Consider the following 18400-nt stretch of genomic DNA (forward strand, 5'->3'; position numbering starts at 1 on the left):
GCAAAAGTTAACAGTTACCTTTCTTTCGCCAGTGTAAATACAAATTCCAATCCGCCTCCCTGACTGTTCTTGGCAGAGATTGTTCCGCCATGAATCAGTACGGCATTTTTGACGATGGCAAGTCCCAGGCCTGTACCCCCCAGTTTGCGCGAACGTCCTTTGTCTACACGGTAGAACCGTTCGAAAAGTCGGTTCAGATGTTCGGGTGACACTCCGACGCCTGTATCGGCAAAACTGAAATAATAGAAGTTTTCATCTTCACGGAAACAGCTGATGTGTATGTGGATATGCGAACCGGCGTATGCGATGGCATTGTCCATCAGGTTGCGGAAGATGGAGTAGAGCAGCGAGTAGTTACCGCGGAGCAGGATGTGGGGTTTCAGGGAGTTGACGACGGTGATGTCTTTTTCTTCCAGTTCGAGCGCCACTTCGTTGACAATGTTTCCCACCAGCAGGCTGACGTCCACTTTCTCCATGTCGATGAGGTTGGCTGCCTCGTCCATGCGGGTCAGTACGGAGATGTCTCGCAGGAGGCGCGTCAGCCGGTTACTTTGGGCGTAACACCGTTCCAGGAAAATCTGCATTTTGTCCTGAGGCAGATCCTGCGTGCTGAGGATGGTTTCCAGATAACCTTGTATGCTGCTGACGGGTGTCTTCAGTTCGTGGGCTATGTTTTGGGTGAGCTGACGCTTCAGGCGTATCTGCTCTTCTTCCTGCGTGATGTCGTTGATGGAAATTTCAAAACTCAGGTCCTGGAAGATGATACATTCCACAATGAAGATGCGTCCGTTCTTATTGATGGTCAGCGACATTCTTTTCTCTTCCTTTCCCAGCGGGCTGCGTTGGGCTTTGCCGATGAAGTCGGTGATTTTCTGGAATTCGCAGACAGCGAAAATCTCTTCGGTCGTTTCCAGGTTGGAGTCTGAAATCAGGTTGCTGTATTGGATAAACAGGTTGTTGACCAGTATCTCTTTTTTGTCTTTGGTAAATACGCCCAGACCCTCGCGCGACGTCTGGAGGTGTGTGATGAGTTTCTCGCGTTCGATGTAGAGCGCTTCCTTCGTTTCACGCAGGCGGCGGTAAATCTGGATGATGTGCTGCGATATTTCGCCCAACTCGTTATGCGGGAAGGCCGATTGCAAGTCTGTCTCAATGGGCTCGTTCTTGTCGGCACGTTTGGCAAACTGGCGCAGTTTGGTGATGGCTGTTCCCAGGCGTGAGGTAAAGTGATAGTAGATGAATATCAGTACCAGTGTGACGGCCAGTGTGAACCACAGGTAATGGCGGTCGGCGGCCAGGTGGTTGACGAGGTCGATGTCGTAAGGCAGTGCCGAGCGGATGATATAGGAACCGAAGTCGGTGGCCGAATAGAAGTAGGGTACTCCCGTAGTTTCCGACGTGCGGCGCACGTCATGCCCTTTTCGCTGCTTCAGGGCCTGCTGTACTTCCGGCCTGTTCTGATGGTTGCCGGGTTTGAAGTTCTGTTCGTAGCTGTCATACAAGACGGTGCCTTGCGGGCTGATGATGGTGACACGCAGGTCTTTGGCCCGACTTTGGCGGATATGGGTGTTGAGTACAGTATCCCAGAGGCTGTCGGGTGTTTCCACCAGCCGGTAATACAGGTCTTCGTTGAAATCCTGCAGTTGCAGGTCGAGCAGTTCTATCTTGTACTCTTTTTCCCGCTGGTACTGGTAGAGGGTAACACTTCCGGAGAAAAGCAGGAACAGCAGGAAAACGGAGAGAAACAGTTTCCGGCTGAATGAAAGGAAATGCCGGTTTTCACTCGGCTTCGAAGCAGTATCCATATCCCAGACGTGTTACAATGCATTTACCATAATCACCTATTTTCTTGCGCAGGCGTGTGATGTTCACGTCGATGGTACGGTCCAGTACGTATACTTCGTCGCTCCACACTTTGTTCAGGATGTCTTCGCGCGAAAATACACGTCCTTTGTTCTGGAGCAGCAGGAGCAATATCTCGAATTCCTTCTTGGTCAGCGGGGCTTCTTCGCCGTCGATGCATACTTTCTTTTTGACTATGTCCAGCACCAGCGATTTATAGACCAGCTGTTCGGGCATGCGTCCGCTTTCTGCTGAAGTGGTCCGGCGGAGCACTGCTTTTACGCGGGCGGTCACTTCGCGCAGGGAGAAGGGTTTCGATATATAGTCGTCGGCTCCCAGGTTGAAGCCTGTAACGGTATCGTTTTCCGTGTCTTTGGCAGTGATGAAGATGATGGGGATTTGGGCCGTCTTCTTGTCCTGTTTCAGCATGCGGGCCATCTTGAAGCCGGAGATTTCGCCCATCATCACATCCAGCAGCAACAGGTTGTAACGGCTGATGTCCATTTGCAGGGCTTCTTCGGCTGAGTTTGCCGTATCCACTTCATAACCTTCGTTCTCGAGGTTGAACTTCAAGATCTCGCACAAGTCTTCTTCGTCGTCGACGACCAATATCCGGTAGTTGTTCATCTCTTCTTCAGTTTAAGTAAGGTAATGGTTTTACAAAAATATGTTTTTATTCTTTTGTTGCGGCAAAGTTGAGGCATTTTTATTACGGAAACATGAAACAGATGTTACATTCCTGTTACAGGGATTTCGGAATGCCGGATAATTGAATATGTATCATGCCCGGTCAGAAGTCGTAAGTACCGCCTTGGCTTATGCAGGTTTCAATCATCCTTTGCACAAGATGCCATCTTGTGTTGCGTAAGATGGCATCTTGTGTTGCATGAGATGGCATCTTGTGCAGTATGAGATGGCATCTTGTGCATCGCAAGATTTCATCTTATGTATTTGATGGTAGGGCCTTTCAGGTTTCGTCTTGCTGTCTTTGTCTGATGAGGACAGGTCTCAGCAAAATAATCAAGCTAGCTCGTTTTATTTCTCCTCTCGCCTTTCACTATCTTTTCATAAAATAAGAGTCGTCTCGTGATAAAAAATATCTGAAACAAGTTTCAATATTTTGTTCTCCTCTCACCTTTCACTATCTTTGTTTGGAATAAAGCAGAGATTGTTGTTATGAAAAAAAATATTCGCATCAATTGGCGCCGGTTGGCTTCGGGCCGGTGGCGTCTGGCATTGCCGCTTGGGGTGGTGATTGTAGTGGCGGTGGTCGCGTTTTGGCTGAACGGCATTCCCTTCCGTTCGGGATTCGAGATAGCCGACGATTTGGGAGGAAACATCTTTCCGTCGAGCATCCTCTCCGTGGCTACTACCGATGCGCAGGTCATTGTGCCTTCCGACTCCGTGTATGTGGGTAACCCGAAGTCGTGCATTGCGGTCCGCCTGCGTTCGGGGCGCAGTTACACGCGTGTCCGTATCGAGGTGGCCGAGACACCGTTCTTCTCCCGTTCGGTGTCCGAGTTTGTGTTGCCCCGTCCGCGTACCGAGTACATTATCTATCCTGATATCATCTGGAACTACGAGGCCTTAAAGGCCAACGAGCAGGCCGAGCCAATCAGTGTGGCCGTCACGGTGGAGGTGAACGGCAAGGCGTTGGGGCAGAAGGTACGTACCTTCTCCGTGCGAAGCATCAACGAGTGTTTGTTGGGTTACGTCACCAACGGTACCAAGTTTCATGATACGGGCATTTTCTTTGCCGCCTACGTCAACGAGGAAAATCCGATGATAGACCGTCTGCTCCGCGAGGCGCTCAACACGCGCATCGTCAACCGCTTTCTGGGCTATCAGGGCGGGAAGGCGGAGGCGGTGGACAAGCAGGTGTATGCCTTGTGGAACGTATTGCAGAAGCGAAACTTCCGCTACAGCTCGGTGTCGAATACCAGTCTTTCGAGCAACATTGTCTTTTCCCAGCGGGTACGTACGTTCGACGATGCGCTGGAGTCGTCGCAGATCAATTGCGTGGACGGCAGCGTCTTGTTCGCTTCCCTGTTGCGTGCCATCAACATCGAGCCTATACTGGTGCGCATACCCGGCCACATGTTTGTAGGCTACTACACCGACAGCCAGCACAAGGACATGAACTTTCTCGAGACGACGATGATAGGCGATGTCGACCTGGACGATTTCTTCCCCGACGAGCAGCTGGACTCCACGATGGTGGGCAAGTCGCAGAACCAGATGTCGCGCATCACGTTCGACAAGTCGAAGGAGTATGCCAACAAGAAGTACCGCCAGCACGAGGAGGGCATCCACTCGGGCAAGCTGAACTACATGTTCCTGGAAATATCGAAGGAAGTGCGCAGGAAGATACAGCCCATCGGCAAATAAGGCTTGTTTTTGTACCTGCCGCTTGCAAATCATCGCTGGGAGTGTTACCTTTGCGAAGTTAAGTCAGAGTCAACGATATGGAATCATTCAAGAAGTATATTTCTCCGGGTGCGTGGTTTTCCATGGAATACCCGGCCGTGTGGAGCGAATTCGAAGACAGCGAAGGCTCGTTCCTGTTCTACAATCCCGACGAGTGGACGGGTAATTTCCGCATTTCGGCCTATCGGGGCAATACGGCTGATTACGGGCGCGAGTCCGTACGGCAGGAGCTGAAGGAGAACGCTTCGGCTGTACGGGTACGTGTGGGTGCACTGGATTGTGCCTATAGCAAGGAGATGTTCGAGGAAGGCGGCGAATACTATACGTCGCACATCTGGATTGCGGGTGTGGACGATGTGGCCTTTGAGTGCTCGTTCACCGTGCGCAAGGGTGAATCCGTGGCCGAGGCCGAGCGGGTGATTGCTTCCCTGCAGGTGCGCAAGCCGGGTGTGAAATATCCTGCCGAGCTCATCCCCGTCCGTCTTTCCGAAATCTATCAGATAGACGAAGCCTACGAATGGGTGGAGAAGACGGTGAAAGACCTGCTGAAGAAGGACTTCCAGGGTGTGGAAGAAGACGTGGAAAGCATGCAGCAGGTGGTGGACCGTGGCGTGATAGGACCCAAGAAGAAAGACCAGTGGCTGGCACTGGGCATCACCCTCTGCGTCATCATGGCCAACGAAGTGGACGGGATGGAGTGGCGTACGCTGATAGACGGCAACCGCGAGGCCCCCGTATTGCTCAACACTGCTACCGGCCAGTGGACAGACCCCATGAAGCTGGTGTGGAGCAAGGTGAAGGCCGGCGAGAAGGTCAACCTGGCGGAAGCCTATTGCAATGCTTGATTAATTCTTCATTATTAATTCTTCATTCTTCATTTAAATTAATGTCTCCCATACTGCAAGTAGAAAACCTCACCAAGTCGTTCGGCGACCTGGTCTTGTTTGAAAATATATCCTTCGGCCTGGCCGAAGGCCAACGTGTCGGACTGATTGCCAAGAACGGAAGCGGCAAGTCCACCCTGCTCAATATTCTTTCGGGAAAGGAAGGTTACGACGAGGGAAAGATATCCTTTCGCCGAGACCTTCGTGTGGGCTATCTGGAACAGAGCCCCTCGTATCCCGAAGAACTGACCGTGCTCGAGGCCTGTTTTCATCATGGCAACACGACCGTGGACCTCATCAAGGACTACGAGCGCTGCATGGAGACCGAGGGCCATCCTGGCCTGGACGAGCTGCTCGTGCGCATGGACCACGAAAAGGCGTGGGACTACGAGCAGAAAGCCAAGCAGATACTTTCCCAACTGAAGATACGCGACTTCAACCAACAGGTGAAGCACCTCTCCGGCGGGCAGCTGAGGCGTGTGGCGCTGGCCAACACCCTCATCACCGAGCCCGACCTCCTCATCCTCGACGAGCCCACCAACCACCTCGACCTCGACATGACCGAGTGGCTGGAAGAATACCTGCGACGTACCAATCTGACACTGCTCATGGTGACGCACGACCGTTACTTCCTCGACCGTGTCTGCTCCGAAATCATCGAGATAGACAACCGCACGATTTATTCCTACAAGGGAAACTACAGCTACTATCTGGAGAAGCGTCAGGAGCGTATCGACGCCAAGACGGTGGAGGTGGAGCGTGCCAACAACCTGTACCGCACCGAGCTGGAGTGGATGCGCCGCATGCCCCAGGCCCGCGGCCACAAGGCCCGCTACCGCGAGGAGGCCTTCTACGAACTGGAGAAGGTGGCCAAGCAGCGCTTCCACGACGCCAACGTGAAGCTCGATGTCAAGGCTTCCTACATCGGCAACAAGATATTCGAGGCCGACCACCTGTGCAAGGCTTTCGGCGACCTGAAGATACTGGACGACTTCTCCTACATCTTCGCCCGCTACGAGAAGATGGGTATCGTGGGCAACAACGGGACGGGAAAATCAACTTTCATCAAGATACTGATGGGGCTGGTGAAGCCCGACAGCGGCACGCTGGACATCGGCGAGACCGTCCGTTTCGGCTACTACTCGCAGGACGGGCTTCAGTTCAACGAGCAGATGAAGGTCATCGACGTGGTGCAGGACATCGCTGAAGTTATCGAGCTGGGTAACGGCAAGAGGCTCACCGCCTCGCAATTCCTCCAGCACTTCCTCTTCACGCCCGAGACGCAGCACAGCTACGTCTACAAGCTGAGCGGAGGAGAACGCCGCCGCCTCTACCTCTGTACGGTGCTGATGCGCAACCCCAACTTCCTCGTGCTGGACGAGCCCACCAACGACCTCGACATCGTCACCCTGCAGGTGCTCGAAGAATATCTGCAAAGCTTCAAGGGATGTGTCATCGTCGTGAGCCACGACCGCTACTTCATGGACAAGGTGGTGGACCACCTGCTGGTGTTCAACGGCGGGGGCGACATCCGCGACTTCCCCGGCAACTACACGCAGTACCGCGAATGGAAGGAGGCCAAGGCACGCCACGACAAGGAACAGCAGGCGGCCGCCAAACCGCAAGCCGCCGCCAAGCCCGCCCGCATCCGTCAGGACGAGAAGCGCCGCATGAGTTTCAAGGAACGCCGCGAGTTCGAGCAGCTCGAGAAGGAGATTGCCGAGCTTGAAGCCGAGAAGAAGGCCATCGAGGAAGCCTTGTGCAGCGGCACGCTTTCGGTGGACGAGCTGACGGAGAAGTCGAAACGCCTGCCGCAGCTGACGGACCTGATTGACGAGAAGACGATGCGCTGGCTCGAGTTGAGTGAGATAGAAGGATAAATAAGAACACCTACTGAAATGAACACGCCTATGACACCGATAAACGATCTTTGCGAGGCTGCCACCTCGAACTACCACAGCCATTCCCTCTATTGCGACGGCCGTGCCGGCATGGAGGACTTCGTTCGCTTTGCCCTGAGCAGCGGATTCACGTCCTATGGCTTTTCCTCGCACGCCCCGCTGCCATTCCCCACGGCTTGGACCATGGAGTGGGACCGCATGGACGACTACGTGGCCGAGTTCCGCCGCCTCAAGGAGAAGTATGCCGGGCGCATCGAGCTGTACCTCGGGCTGGAGATTGATTACCTGAACGAGGAGAGCCATCCCGCCATCGAACGTTTCCGCCGCCTGCCACTGGACTATCGCATTGGTTCTGTCCACCTGCTCTACGACGACGAAGGCCGCGTGGTAGACGCCGACCTCTCCGCCGAGAAGTTCCGACAGATGGTCGAGAAGCATTTTCAGGGCGATGTGGAGCGGGTGGTGCGCCTCTACTACGAGCGTTCGCGACGCATGGTGGAGCTGGGCGGCTTCGACATTGTGGGCCATGCAGACAAGATTCATTACAACGCCGCCTATTGCCGTCCCGGCATTCTGGAAGAGCCGTGGTACGACCGCCTGGTGCGCGACTATTTCGCCGAGATTGCCCGCCGTGGCTATCAGGTGGAAATCAATACGAAGGCCTGGTCCGAGCTGGGCACCTTCTATCCCGACGAACGCTACTTCCCGTTGCTCCGTGAGCTGGGCATCCGTGTACAGGTGAACAGCGACGCCCACTATCCCGAGCGCATCGCCAGCGGTATGGCTGAGGCTTACCGGGCCCTGCGCCGCGCAGGCTTCACGTCCGTCATGCGGCTTCGGGGCGGACAGTGGACTGAGATTCCCTTTTAGACAGGCAGTGCCGTTTGTTTCTCCGCGCAGTAACTGGAGTTCCCCTGCGCGGAAACACCAGTTCCCCTACTAGGAAACTGGAGTTCCCATAGGCGGAAACGCTCGTTCCCATAGGCAGGAAACAACCGTTCCCCTGCAAGGAAACGGATGCTTCCTTGGCAGGGGAACGGATGGATGATTGCAGCTTGTCGGCCCGATGCTGCTATGTTGTGGCATTTTCAGTGCCGGTTGCCGGTCATTTCTTCAGCAGAAACTCGTCGATAGCCTTCTTGTACGTGGCCTTGTCGGCTGCTCCGGTCATCAGTTGCGGCTGCTCCTTCATGGGAATAAGCACGAACAGTGGGATGCTGGTGGCATTGAACAGGGCGGCAAGCTCCTTTTCCTTGTCCACGTTTACCTTATAGATAGTAATCTTTCCGGCATATTCCTTGGCCAGTTCCTTCATGATGGGAGCCACCCTGCGGCAGGGCCCGCACCAGTCGGCATAGAGGTCGATGATGGCGGGTTTGTCTCCCTTGTATTTCCACTCCTTGCTGTTCTCGTAATCGAACACCTTGTCGATGAACATTGCCTTGTCCATCACAATCACCTCCTGGGCATGCCCGAGGAGGGCGGCGGCCACGAGGGCCAGGGTAAGCAATAACTTCTTCATAATAATGGAGAATTGAAAATTGATAATGGATAATTAATACCTCATGCCTGGCTCTCGATGAGTTCTACCAGCTCGTTGCTCTGCACCACGCCCGACTGCCGCCACACCTGCTTTCCGCCCTTGAAGAGCATCAGCGTGGGGACGGCCTGAATCTGGTATTTCATGGCCAGCGCCTGCTGTTCGTCCACGTCTATCTTGACGATGCGTGCCTTGTTGCCCACGCGTGCCTTGACGTTTTCCAGTATGGGGTGCATCATCTTGCAGGGGCCGCACCACGTGGCATAGAAGTCCACCAGTACGGGCTCTGCGGTGTTGTTGATCAGTTCTTCAAATTTTTCCATAATGATAATCCTGTTAGTTGTTGATGATGTATCTACTAACAAACGTTGCGTCGTTTTGGTTCACTCCACGATGCTCAGCTCGTCGATGAGGTGCTTGGCACCGGCATACTTCTCGATGATGAAGAGCGTGTAGCGGATGTCCACGCAGGCGGCGCGCTGCGACGAGGGGCGGAAGGCGATGTCGCCCGTCAGGCCTTCGTAGTTGCGGTCGAAGCCGGTGCCGATGAGTTCTCCCTTGGCGTTGAACACGGGGCTGCCCGAGTTTCCGCCGGTGTTATCCGTGTCCACGATGAAGCACACGGGCATCCGTCCGTCCTCGAGGGCATAGCGGCCGAAGTCCTTCGCCTGCCAGAGCTGCTTCAGCTTGTCGGGCACTACGAACTCCCAGTTCGTCGGGTCTTCCTTCTGCATCACGCCGTCCAGTGTCGTCTGGTAGTCGTACACCATTCCGTCGGCGGGTTCGTAGGAGGCCACCTTGCCGTAGGTGAGGCGCAGGGTGGAGTTGGCATCGGGATAGATGGGCTGGCCGTTGGCCTGGCGCAGGTCCATCATGCCCTTGACCCACGTCTTGTGGGCGGCGTTGTAGTCGCGGTTGGCGTCCATCATGGCGATGGCTGTCTGCAACAGGCCGTCGGTGATGGAGTACTTGAAGAGCACCATCCAGTCGCTGGTCAGCCGGTAGAGCTTGGGCTTGCTGATGAACTTGTCGAAGTTCTCGCGGCTGCCGAAGATGGAGTATTCGAAGCAGGCGTCGATGAAGGCGTCCGTATCGCCCTTGAAGCGCTTGTCGATGACCTTGAAGATACCGATGCGCTGGTCGGCGGGGATGTACTTGGCATACGTGCGTAGCATCTCCTTGCCCACGAGCTTCTCCACCTCGGGATAGGGGACGGAGGCGAAGTAGCGGTCGGCCGCCTGGCGCAGGGTGTCTGTGGCAGCCTGGATGGCTGCCTTGTCCTTGCTCTTGAGGGCGGTGGCGAGGGCGGCGGTATTGGGGATGCGCATGAAGTCGAGTGCCGTGACCAGTGCCTCCTGGATGGCCTGCTGGTGGTAGAGGGCAGGGCGGCGCTTCTGCACGATGGCGCGGATACGGTCGAAGGCAGCCTGATAGGTCGTGTCGCCCAGCTCGCGTCCGCGTTGCAGCAGGGCTTCCTGCTGGGCACGCTTGGTGTCGAGCACGTGGAGGCGCACGAGGCCTTCGTTCATGCCGATGGCGTTCTTCCAGTAGTTGGCGCTGGAGGCGTACTTGCTGGCGTAGTGGATGCGCACGGCGTCATCCTTGAGCATCTGCTCCATGAGGACACGCTGGCGGGCGTCGCGCACGTGGTGGCGCATGAAGTTGGTAGTCTGCATCCGCTCCTCCACCTCGTCGGCTATCATGTAGCGCCAGTTGCGGCCGGGGAAGCCCATGACGAAGGCAAAGTCGCCCTCCTTGTAGCCGCGGAGGCTGATGTTGAGGTGCTTTTTCACGCGCAGGGGCACGTTGTCCGCGCTGTAGGCGGCTGGGCGTCCGTCGCGGTCGGCGTAGATGCGGAAGATGGAGAAGTCGCCCGTGTGGCGGGGCCACATCCAGTTGTCTGTGTCGGCGCCGAACTTGCCGATGCTCGACGGCGGCGCACCCACCATGCGGATGTCACTGTATTCGGTCTTCACGAAGAGGTAGTAGCGGTTGCCGCCGTAGAAGGTCTTCAGCTCGGCCTTTTCGCCGATGCCCAGGGTGATGTTCTGCTCCTGGAGGAAGCGGGCGCACACCTGAGTCAGGTACTTGGGCGAGAGGTAGTTGGTGCCCTGCGGGTCGGGATCCTTGGCCAGCTGCTGCTGTACGTAGTCCGTCACGTCGAGGATGCGGTCGATGAAGGTCACGGTAAGCCCCTTGCACGGCAGCTCCTCCTGCCGGCTCATGGCCCAGAAGCCGTCCGTCAGGTAGTCGTGCTCCACGCTCGAGTGCTGCTGGATGGCACCGTAGCCGCAGTGGTGGTTGGTGAGCACCAGGCCTTCGGCCGAGATGACCTCGCCCGTGCAGCCTCCGCCGAAGTGTACGACGGCGTCCTTCAGGGCGATGCCTTCGGGGTTGTAGATGGAGTCGGCCGGCAGCAGCAGCCCCAGTTCCTGCATGGCGGCCTCGTTCTGCCGCTTCAGGTCGGTCAGCATCCACATGCCTTCGTCGGCCAGCGCGGGGAGTGTCAGGGCAGACAGGGCTGCCGCAAATAGAAGTTTGTTCATCATAATGTAGAATCAGGGATATATAAGTGAATTGGTATAAATGAGGCACGGATTTCGCGGAGGGTTCACGGTCGTTTTTCTCCGTGATAGTCCGTGTAATCCGTGCCTGTTTATTTGATTACTCCACGATGGTCATCTCGTCGATGAGGTGCCCGCAGCCGCCCAGCTTTTCGAGGATGAAGAGCACGTAGCGGATGTCGAGTGCGATGCAGCGCTGCAGGTTGTTGTCGAAGTTGATGTCGCCGCTCAGTGATTCCCAGTTACCGTCGAAGGCGCAGCCGATGAGGCGTCCTTCGCCGTCGATGACGGGCGAGCCGGAGTTGCCGCCGGTGATGTCGTTCGTCGTCAGGAAGCAGACGGGCATGGTGCCGTCGGCCATGGCATAGCGTCCGAAGTCCTTCTTCTGGATGAGTTCCTTCAGCTTGGCCGGAACCACGAACTCAGGGTTTTCAGGGTCTTCCTTCTCGAGGATACCGTCGGTGGTGGTGAAGTACTTGTAGTGTACGCCGTCCTTCGGGTTGTAGGACTTCACGTTGCCGTAGGTCAGGCGGATGGTGAAGTTGGCGTCGGGGTAGGCGGGCACGGGCTGCTTCATCTCGCCCAGTCCGCGGATGTAGGCCTTGTGCAGCAGGCCCAGCTCCTGTGACGTCTGGCTGTACTCGGTTGCGGCAGCTTTGATGGCTTCGAGCTTCGTGCGGCTGTATTCGGTGGCCAGGTCACGCTCGATGGCCTTCACGCTGGGCTTCTTCAGGAACTTGTCGAAGTTGGCCCGGCTGCCCATGATGGAGGTGTCGAAGAGGTCGTCCACGTAGGCGTCATAGTCGCCCTTGTACTCCTTCTCGATGGTCTGGTAGAAGGCGGGCAGTTCTTCGGGTGTCAGGGCCTTGGCCAGGGCGGGCAGGATGGCTTTGGCCACGGCGCGGTCCACCTGCTGGTCGTAGTCCTTGTTGTAGATGCCTTCGTATACCGATTCCAGCTGCTTCTTGGCAGACTGGAGCAGGGAGTCGTTCTTCGATTCGATGGCTTCCTTCATCTTGTCCATCAGCGCAGGCGGGCAGCCGAACTCGATGGCTCCGTTCAGGGCCTCGTACAGATATTCGGCACGGCGCAGGGCGGGAGTCATTTTCTCCACAATGGCGTCTATCTTCTCCACCACACCTTCATATTCGGGCTTGCCCTGGGCGAAGGCGGCGAAGCGCTTCTCCTGCTCGGCCTTGGTCTCGAGCACGTTGTTGTCCACGATGGCCTTGTTCATGCCGATGGAGTTCTTCCAGTAGTTGCTGCTGCCGGCAAACTTGTTGGCATACTGGATGCGGGTCTTGTCGCTCTGGCGCATGTACTTCTTCAGCACGTCGAGGTAGACGGTACGCATGTCTATCATGGCCTGGTTGATGGCGGTCATGCGCTGGCGCACTTCGCTCTGCGTGAGGTAGCGCTCGGTAGAGCCGGGGAAGCCCATAATCATGGCATAGTCGCCTTCGTCCAGTCTCTTCAGCGAGATGGAAAGGTATTTCGGGGTCTTCAGAGGCACGTTGTCGGCGCTGTATTCGGCAGGTTCTCCGTTCTTGTCGGCATAGATGCGGAACATGGAGAAGTCGCCCGTGTGGCGGGGCCACATCCAGTTGTCTGTCTCGCCGCCGAACTTGCCTACGCTCGAGGGCGGGGCAGCCACCATGCGCACGTCGCTGTACACCTTATAATAGAAGAGGTAATACTTGTTTCCGGCGTAGAAGGGTAAGGCGCGGGTTTCGATGCCGGGTTTGCCTTTGAGGTCGCTCTTCTCGTATTCTTCCTTGGCCACCTTGCTGAGGAAGGAACCGGTCATCGCTTCGTATTCGTTCACTTCACCGGCCTTTATCTTGGCGTTCACCAGGTCGGTGATATCCACGATGCGGTGCACGAAACGGAACTTCAGTCCCGGTGTAGGCAGTTCCTCGGCGCGGCTCTTGGCCCAGAAACCGTCGGTCAGGTAGTCGTGCTCCACGCTGGAGTGCTGCTGGATGGAGGCATATCCGCAGTGGTGGTTGGTCAGGATGAGGCCTTCGGGCGAGATGATTTCGCCGGTACATCCTCCGCCGAAGATGCCGACGGCATCCTTCAGCGACACGCCATTGGGGTTATAGAGGTCATCGGCTTCCAGCTTCAGGCCCTGTTTCTTCATCATGTCGATGGAATTCTGCTGCTTCATCAGCTGGAGCAGCCACATACCTTCGTCGGCCTGCGCCGAGAAGGTGAATGCTGCGGCGAGGGCCGCAACGAGATACTTCTTGATTTTCATGTATGTCACTTAAATTAGTAATGATTTATATGTTGTTGTTCCTTTGTAAAGTCTTTACTGGGGCATTGGCAGCTTGCCTTCGCGGATGGCGTCCATCACGTTGGCAGGTGCACGTTGTGCCAGGTATTCCTTCTTCATGAAGTCCATGTAGGGGGCCACGTGACTGAAGAACTGCCGGTAGCCGGCGCAGAGGTAGTTGAGTCCCGGCTCTCCGTCGGCCGTGCGGGCGAAGCGGTTCTTGGGACAGTCGCCGTTGCAGGCAAAGAGCCATTCACACTCCTTGCACTGGCGGGGCAGGGAGTCGTATTTGGCCTGGCCGAAACGCTGCTGGCGTTCGCTGTACATCATCTCCACCAGTGTCTGCTGGTAGATGTTGCCCAGCTTGTATTCGGGGAAGACAAAGTGGTCGCACGCATAGACGTCGCCGTTGAACTCCATCACACCGGCATGGCCGCACGTACGCGCCATGGAGCAGACGCCGGGTTGTTCGCCCACCCAGTTGGCCAGCGTGGAGTCGAAGATCTGGATGTAGTACGTGCCCACATCTTCCTTGACCCACAGGTCGAACAGGCGGCAGAGGAAGTTGCCCCATTGCTCGGGGCTGACGGAGAAGTCGGCCAATGGTACGTCACCCGTATCGGCCAGCGAGGCCAGATGGCGTCCGTCGCCGTGGGGCAGGATGCGCTCCACGATGGGGGCAAACTGGATGTAGTGGCAGCCCAGGTCCTTGAAGAAGCGGTAGAATTCTTCGGGATAGTCGGCGTTGTAGTCGTTCACTACTGCCATACCGTTCCACTCCACGCCGTGTTTCTTCAGCAGGTTGATGCCCTGCATCACCTTGTGGAAGGAGGGGCGTCCCTGCTTGTTCTTGCGGTACTCGTCGTGGAACTCCTGCGGGCCGTCGATGGAGACCCCCACCAGCCAGTTGTTCTCCTTGAAGAACTGGCACCACTCGTCGGTGAGCAGTGTGCCGTTGGTCTGTATGCAGTTGTCGATGGTACGTCCGTGGGCATATTTTTTCTGCAGCTCCATGGCCCGTTTGTAGAACGACAGGGGGCGCATCAGCGTCTCTCCGCCGTGCCAGGTGAAGAGCACCTGCGGCATGGTCTGCGAGTTGATGTATTCTTCGATGAACTTCTCCAGCAGTTCCTCGCTCATTACGTGCTTGGGGTTCTCCCTGTACAGCTTGGCCTTCTCCAGGTAGTAGCAGTAGTCGCATGCCAGGTTGCATACGGCTCCTACAGGCTTCAGCATCACGTAGAGCGGTTTGGCAAAGGGTGCGTAGGTAGACATGTCTGTATCTTGTAGCTTTTGATTAATTTATGTGCAAAAATACGTAAAGCAAATGAAAATACGTTTTTTGCCTCTTCCTTTATAAGGAATATTAATACCTTTGCGGCGTGTAAAATTCAAAAAACATTCATACATGAACAAGATGCATGTCAATTACGCGTTTCCTTTGTTGCTGGTACTTACGGTTTTGTTTGCTTCCTGCAGCAAGCGTTATAAGATAGATGGCAAGTCGTCCGTGACCGGTCTCGACGGGAAAATGCTTTACCTGAAGACGCTGCAGGACGGCGATTGGGTGGCCATCGATTCGGCGGAAGTGGTTCATGGATTGTTCCAGATGAAGGGCTCGGCCGACAGCGTACGGGTGGTGACCCTCTACATGGGCGATGAAGGCCTGATGCCGCTGGTGCTCGAGGACGGGAAAATCCTGGTGAACATTACGAATGTCGAGATGAAAGCCGAGGGTACACCGTTGAACGATATGCTTTATGAATTCATTGCCAAACGTAATTCCATGGAGCTGGCTGTCGAGGAGGTGGACCGCAAGGAGGCCCGCATGGTGCTCGACGGTGTGGCGCTGGACGACATACACGACCAGCTGCGTCATGAAGCCGATTCGCTGGTATCTGCGCTCGACAATTATGTGCAGCAATTCATCAAGGACAATTACGAGAATGAGCTGGGCCCCAGTGTCTTCATGATGATGTGCAGTACGTTGCCCTATCCGGTCATGACTCCTCACATCGAAGCCATTCTGAAGGAGGCTCCCCTTTCTTTCAAGAACCATGTGCTGGTAAAGGATTACATCTCCAAGGCCAAAGAGAACATGAAGCTCATCGAGGAGCATAAGCGTCTGCAGCAGAACATGGCTTCCACAACACAGCAGCCTTGATTCGGCTCGTTCATTTGATTTGACAGAATACAGGAAGAGGCTGCCCCTGCCGGGACAGCCTCTTCCTGTATCTGTACCTTTCGTGTTCTGTTCGTCGAGTGGACTACCGGTCCTGGTCGTCGTTCCTTACCATGCCTTTGTATTTCTCGGGCAGGGCGCTTTCTACGGCGGCATAGGCTTCGGTCATGGTGGCCTTCACGTTTTCCGGTCCCTTGCACTTGGGCGGGATGGGTTCGTGGATGGTCAGCGTGAGGCGGTGGCGGTGTACCCACTTGCCTGTGCGGGGCAGAATCTCGAACGAACCGTCGATGGTAACGGGTACCACGGCCAGCTGCAGGTCGTCGGCCAGCTGGAAGGCTCCGCGCTTGAAGTAGCCCATGTGGCCCGTGAACGTACGTGCACCTTCGGGGAAGACAACGAGCGACACACCATCGGTGAGCGATGCCTCGGCCTTGCGCATCATGGCTACCATCTTCTTCGGGTTGCCGCGCTCCACGAAGATGTGTCCTGCGCTTTCGCAGGCTTTGCCCACGAAGGGAATCTTACGCAGGCTCTTCTTCATCATCCACTTGAAGTTGCGGCCCAGGAAGCCGTAGATGAGGAAGATGTCGAAAGCTCCCTGATGGTTGGGAACAAAGACATAGGACGTATGTTTGTGCAGCTTCTCGCGTCCCACTACACGGACGGGAATCAGCAGGAGGTAACACGTCAGCTGCGACCATATCTTGCCGGGGTAGTAACCCCAGATGTGTGCTCCGCCCAGCAGCGAACCGATGATGGTGACCAGAGCCGTCAGGATGGTCAGCACCAGGAACAGTGGGAGTGCGATGCAAATTTGATAGATGTAATAGAAAAACTTCATAATGCTGGCTATTTTTGTGGCAAAGATAGTGTAAACCCGACGAAATGCCAAGCTGAAAAGAAGTTTTCGCATTTCGTCAGAGGATGGCTTTGGTCTATCTCTTTTTCTTCAGCGTGATGACCGTTATCTCGGGCCAGGCTCCGAAGCGGAAGGGCAGGCCTACGTAGCCGATGCCCACGTTGACATAGAGTGCCCGCGGCCCTTCATAATACATGCCCGACCATTCGGGATACTTCAGTGACGAGAGCGAACGGCCGAAGAAGGTCATCTGCATGGCGTGTGTATGCCCGGCCAGCATCAGGTCGATGGCCGATTCGGGCAACACCTCGCGGCGCCAGTGGGTAGGGTTGTGGCTCAGCAGGATGCTGAACATGTCTTCCGTGCCGCGGGTGGCCTGCTCCAGGTCGGCATGTTGGGGGAAGGGCGGTTCGCCGTCGTTCTCCACTCCGACGAGGGCGATGCTGTCTCCGCGGTGGTGCAGGACGACGTGGCTGTTGTCCAGCAGCTGCCAGCCCATGGCCCGCTGTTCGTCCCGCAGGTATTGCAGGTTGTCGGCCTCCTCGCGGCTGTTCTTCCAGTGGTAGTAGGTGCCGTAGTCGTGGTTACCCAGCACGGAGTAGACGCCGTCGGGAGCCTGGAGGCGCGACAGGGTCTGCCGGAAGCTGTCCAGCTCGTGGCTCTGCTGGTTCACCAGGTCGCCGGTAAAGACAATGAGGTCGGCCTTCTGCCGGTTGGTCAGCTCCACCAGCTGCGCTACCGCTTCGGGGCGCCCCTGCCAGCTGCCGATGTGGATGTCCGACAGCTGGGCGATGCGGTAGCCGTCGAAGCCTTCGGGCAGGCGGTCCGACTCGTAGATTACTTCCTTCACCTCGAAGCGGGTGATGCCTGCGGTGGCTCCGTAAATCACGTTGATGAAGCTCACCACGCCCAGTACCAGTCCCAGGAGGGTGAACGGCGCACGGCGGACGGTGAACGGCGCCTTGGGTTGGCGGAAGGGGGTGTGCAGCAGGGCGGCCGACAGGCAGCGCCCCAGCCCGCGGCACAGGATGCCGAGCAGCGAGCAGAGCATGAACAGAATTTTGGGTACCGCCAGTGCCATGACCGCGATGGCCAGATGGCCGATGGCTTGCGGATGGTGGGCCATAGCGTTGTCGCCCGTCAGGTAGATGAGGTACATGTACAGCACGACCAGCACGGCGGAGGGCAGCCAGTAGGCCGCACGCCATGCAAAGTTCTTCGTCTGCCGCACGATGTACACCAGGTAGATGTACAGGTCAGGCAGCAGCAGGGACAGGAGCAGGATTAATGTGATTCGGTGCATACGTCTTTCAGGTCTTCAATGTCTTTTTTGATTTGGTTCAAGTTCTTGTAGATGAGCTTCTGGTAGAGCAGGTAGATGATGGCGGCCTCGAACAGCACGAACACGCCGAGGATAACCGCCTGTGCATAGGCCGGCAGGCGGTAGAACTCCATACCCCAGTAGTAGATGCCTCCGAAGAGCAGCACCCAGAGGCTGATGGCCGCCGCTTCCTGGCGGGTCCACAGCCGCAGCCTGACGATTCGCCGGCTCACTTCGGCAATGGGCAGCAGGTCGACGCGTATCTGCCGGATGTAGCGGTAGGTCCACCAGTCCCAGCAGCCTCCGGCCACCAGGGTGAAGGCGATGAAGGCCAGGACCACCTGCAGCTTGAGCAGGGTCTCTTCGTTGTCGTACCACGTGGGCAGCAGGACGGCCACGATGCCTATGATGCCCAGCAGCACGATGCCGATGGCCAGCGAAGCCCTCAGCAGGCTCTGTATGTTGCCCAGCCGCCGGGTCGTTTTACGGCGGTAGCTCTCGATGAGCGCTTCCACCCGTTCTTCGGTAGTGATATTCTGTTTTTGCAGGCGGTTGTCCAGCGTCTGCCACGATTTCTTCAGTTCCTCCAGTTCCATACG

15 protein-coding genes are annotated in these 18400 nt (G+C 56.4%); 5 read left to right on the plus strand and 10 right to left on the minus strand.

Translation table 11 applies throughout. The features are described 5' to 3' along the window. Nucleotides 1–14: 14 nt before the first annotated feature. Together RDO88_RS02310 and RDO88_RS02315 are read right to left on the minus strand one after the other, a co-directional pair. Nucleotides 15–1805, minus strand: a complete 1791-nt coding sequence (locus tag RDO88_RS02310) for an ATP-binding protein (RefSeq protein ID WP_307757819.1) — start codon at nt 1803–1805, stop codon at nt 15–17. Then, nucleotides 1780–2469, minus strand: coding sequence for a response regulator (locus RDO88_RS02315; RefSeq protein ID WP_307757820.1), 690 nt, complete (start codon nt 2467–2469; stop codon nt 1780–1782). Before RDO88_RS02315 ends, RDO88_RS02310 begins: the two co-directional genes overlap by 26 nt. 549 nt (nt 2470–3018) lie before the next feature. On the opposite strand from RDO88_RS02315, the gene RDO88_RS02320 reads away from it, so the two are divergent. The 4 genes from RDO88_RS02320 (at nt 3019) to RDO88_RS02335 (ending at nt 7924) form a co-directional block, all read left to right on the plus strand. Continuing rightward, complete coding sequence (locus tag RDO88_RS02320) at nt 3019–4230, plus strand: hypothetical protein (RefSeq protein ID WP_307757821.1); 1212 nt, start codon at nt 3019–3021, stop codon at nt 4228–4230. A gap of 77 nt (nt 4231–4307) precedes the next feature. Continuing rightward, nucleotides 4308–5114: a DUF3805 domain-containing protein gene (locus RDO88_RS02325; protein ID WP_307757822.1), complete on the plus strand. Its 807-nt coding sequence runs from the start codon at nt 4308–4310 to the stop codon at nt 5112–5114. 41 nt (nt 5115–5155) lie between these two features. Then, entirely contained in the window at nt 5156–7033 is a 1878-nt protein-coding gene (locus RDO88_RS02330) for an ATP-binding cassette domain-containing protein (protein ID WP_307757823.1), read from the plus strand. A 30-nt stretch (nt 7034–7063) separates the two neighbouring features. Then, a complete protein-coding gene (locus RDO88_RS02335) occupies nt 7064–7924 on the plus strand; it encodes a histidinol-phosphatase HisJ family protein (protein ID WP_307757824.1) in 861 nt (286 codons plus the stop codon). A gap of 235 nt (nt 7925–8159) precedes the next feature. Here RDO88_RS02335 and RDO88_RS02340 read toward each other — a convergent pair whose 3' ends face one another. From RDO88_RS02340 to RDO88_RS02360, 5 genes are all read right to left on the minus strand, one after another. Further along, nucleotides 8160–8576 (minus strand): thioredoxin domain-containing protein, encoded by a 417-nt coding sequence (locus tag RDO88_RS02340; protein WP_307757825.1) that lies wholly within the window; start codon nt 8574–8576, stop codon nt 8160–8162. 41 nt (nt 8577–8617) lie between these two features. Beyond that, the gene (gene trxA, locus RDO88_RS02345; protein ID WP_374043887.1) at nt 8618–8920 is read right to left on the minus strand and encodes a thioredoxin; all 303 of its coding nucleotides are present in this window, start codon (nt 8918–8920) and stop codon (nt 8618–8620) included. A gap of 57 nt (nt 8921–8977) precedes the next feature. Next, on the minus strand, nt 8978–11140 hold the full coding sequence (locus tag RDO88_RS02350; protein WP_307757849.1) for a S46 family peptidase: 2163 nt from the start codon (nt 11138–11140) through the stop codon (nt 8978–8980). 118 nt (nt 11141–11258) lie between these two features. Next, nucleotides 11259–13418, minus strand: a complete 2160-nt coding sequence (locus RDO88_RS02355) for a S46 family peptidase (protein WP_307757826.1) — start codon at nt 13416–13418, stop codon at nt 11259–11261. A 54-nt stretch (nt 13419–13472) separates the two neighbouring features. Further along, nucleotides 13473–14711 (minus strand): anaerobic sulfatase-maturation protein, encoded by a 1239-nt coding sequence (locus tag RDO88_RS02360; RefSeq protein ID WP_307757827.1) that lies wholly within the window; start codon nt 14709–14711, stop codon nt 13473–13475. A 133-nt stretch (nt 14712–14844) separates the two neighbouring features. Here RDO88_RS02360 and RDO88_RS02365 point away from each other — a divergent pair, with 133 nt between their 5' ends. Beyond that, nucleotides 14845–15600, plus strand: a complete 756-nt coding sequence (locus RDO88_RS02365) for a DUF4369 domain-containing protein (protein ID WP_307757828.1) — start codon at nt 14845–14847, stop codon at nt 15598–15600. Between the two features lie 103 nt (nt 15601–15703). On the opposite strand, the gene RDO88_RS02370 is transcribed toward RDO88_RS02365, so the two are convergent. From RDO88_RS02370 to RDO88_RS02380, 3 genes are all read right to left on the minus strand, one after another. Further along, nucleotides 15704–16462: a 1-acylglycerol-3-phosphate O-acyltransferase gene (locus tag RDO88_RS02370; RefSeq protein ID WP_307757829.1), complete on the minus strand. Its 759-nt coding sequence runs from the start codon at nt 16460–16462 to the stop codon at nt 15704–15706. Nucleotides 16463–16556: 94 nt separating this feature from the next. After that, entirely contained in the window at nt 16557–17783 is a 1227-nt protein-coding gene (locus RDO88_RS02375) for a metallophosphoesterase (protein ID WP_307757830.1), read from the minus strand. After that, nucleotides 17765–18397, minus strand: coding sequence for a hypothetical protein (locus RDO88_RS02380; RefSeq protein ID WP_307757831.1), 633 nt, complete (start codon nt 18395–18397; stop codon nt 17765–17767). Before RDO88_RS02380 ends, RDO88_RS02375 begins: the two co-directional genes overlap by 19 nt. Nucleotides 18398–18400 lie beyond the last annotated feature (3 nt).

It is taken from the genome of uncultured Mediterranea sp. (genome assembly GCF_902493215.1).
GTDB lineage: Bacteria > Bacteroidota > Bacteroidia > Bacteroidales > Bacteroidaceae > Bacteroides.

Excerpts from the sequence above, each read along its gene's own strand:
- RDO88_RS02310 (WP_307757819.1), bottom strand. The coding sequence starts at position 1,805 with ATGGATACTGCTTCGAAGCCGAGTGAAAACCGGCATTTCCTTTCATTC.
- RDO88_RS02315 (WP_307757820.1), bottom strand. The coding sequence starts at position 2,469 with ATGAACAACTACCGGATATTGGTCGTCGACGACGAAGAAGACTTGTGC.
- RDO88_RS02320 (WP_307757821.1), top strand. The coding sequence starts at position 3,019 with ATGAAAAAAAATATTCGCATCAATTGGCGCCGGTTGGCTTCGGGCCGG.
- RDO88_RS02325 (WP_307757822.1), top strand. The coding sequence starts at position 4,308 with ATGGAATCATTCAAGAAGTATATTTCTCCGGGTGCGTGGTTTTCCATG.
- RDO88_RS02330 (WP_307757823.1), top strand. The coding sequence starts at position 5,156 with ATGTCTCCCATACTGCAAGTAGAAAACCTCACCAAGTCGTTCGGCGAC.
- RDO88_RS02335 (WP_307757824.1), top strand. The coding sequence starts at position 7,064 with ATGACACCGATAAACGATCTTTGCGAGGCTGCCACCTCGAACTACCAC.
- RDO88_RS02340 (WP_307757825.1), bottom strand. The coding sequence starts at position 8,576 with ATGAAGAAGTTATTGCTTACCCTGGCCCTCGTGGCCGCCGCCCTCCTC.
- RDO88_RS02350 (WP_307757849.1), bottom strand. The coding sequence starts at position 11,140 with ATGAACAAACTTCTATTTGCGGCAGCCCTGTCTGCCCTGACACTCCCC.
- RDO88_RS02355 (WP_307757826.1), bottom strand. The coding sequence starts at position 13,418 with ATGAAAATCAAGAAGTATCTCGTTGCGGCCCTCGCCGCAGCATTCACC.
- RDO88_RS02360 (WP_307757827.1), bottom strand. The coding sequence starts at position 14,711 with ATGTCTACCTACGCACCCTTTGCCAAACCGCTCTACGTGATGCTGAAG.
- RDO88_RS02365 (WP_307757828.1), top strand. The coding sequence starts at position 14,845 with ATGAACAAGATGCATGTCAATTACGCGTTTCCTTTGTTGCTGGTACTT.
- RDO88_RS02370 (WP_307757829.1), bottom strand. The coding sequence starts at position 16,462 with ATGAAGTTTTTCTATTACATCTATCAAATTTGCATCGCACTCCCACTG.
- RDO88_RS02375 (WP_307757830.1), bottom strand. The coding sequence starts at position 17,783 with ATGCACCGAATCACATTAATCCTGCTCCTGTCCCTGCTGCTGCCTGAC.
- RDO88_RS02380 (WP_307757831.1), bottom strand. The coding sequence starts at position 18,397 with ATGGAACTGGAGGAACTGAAGAAATCGTGGCAGACGCTGGACAACCGC.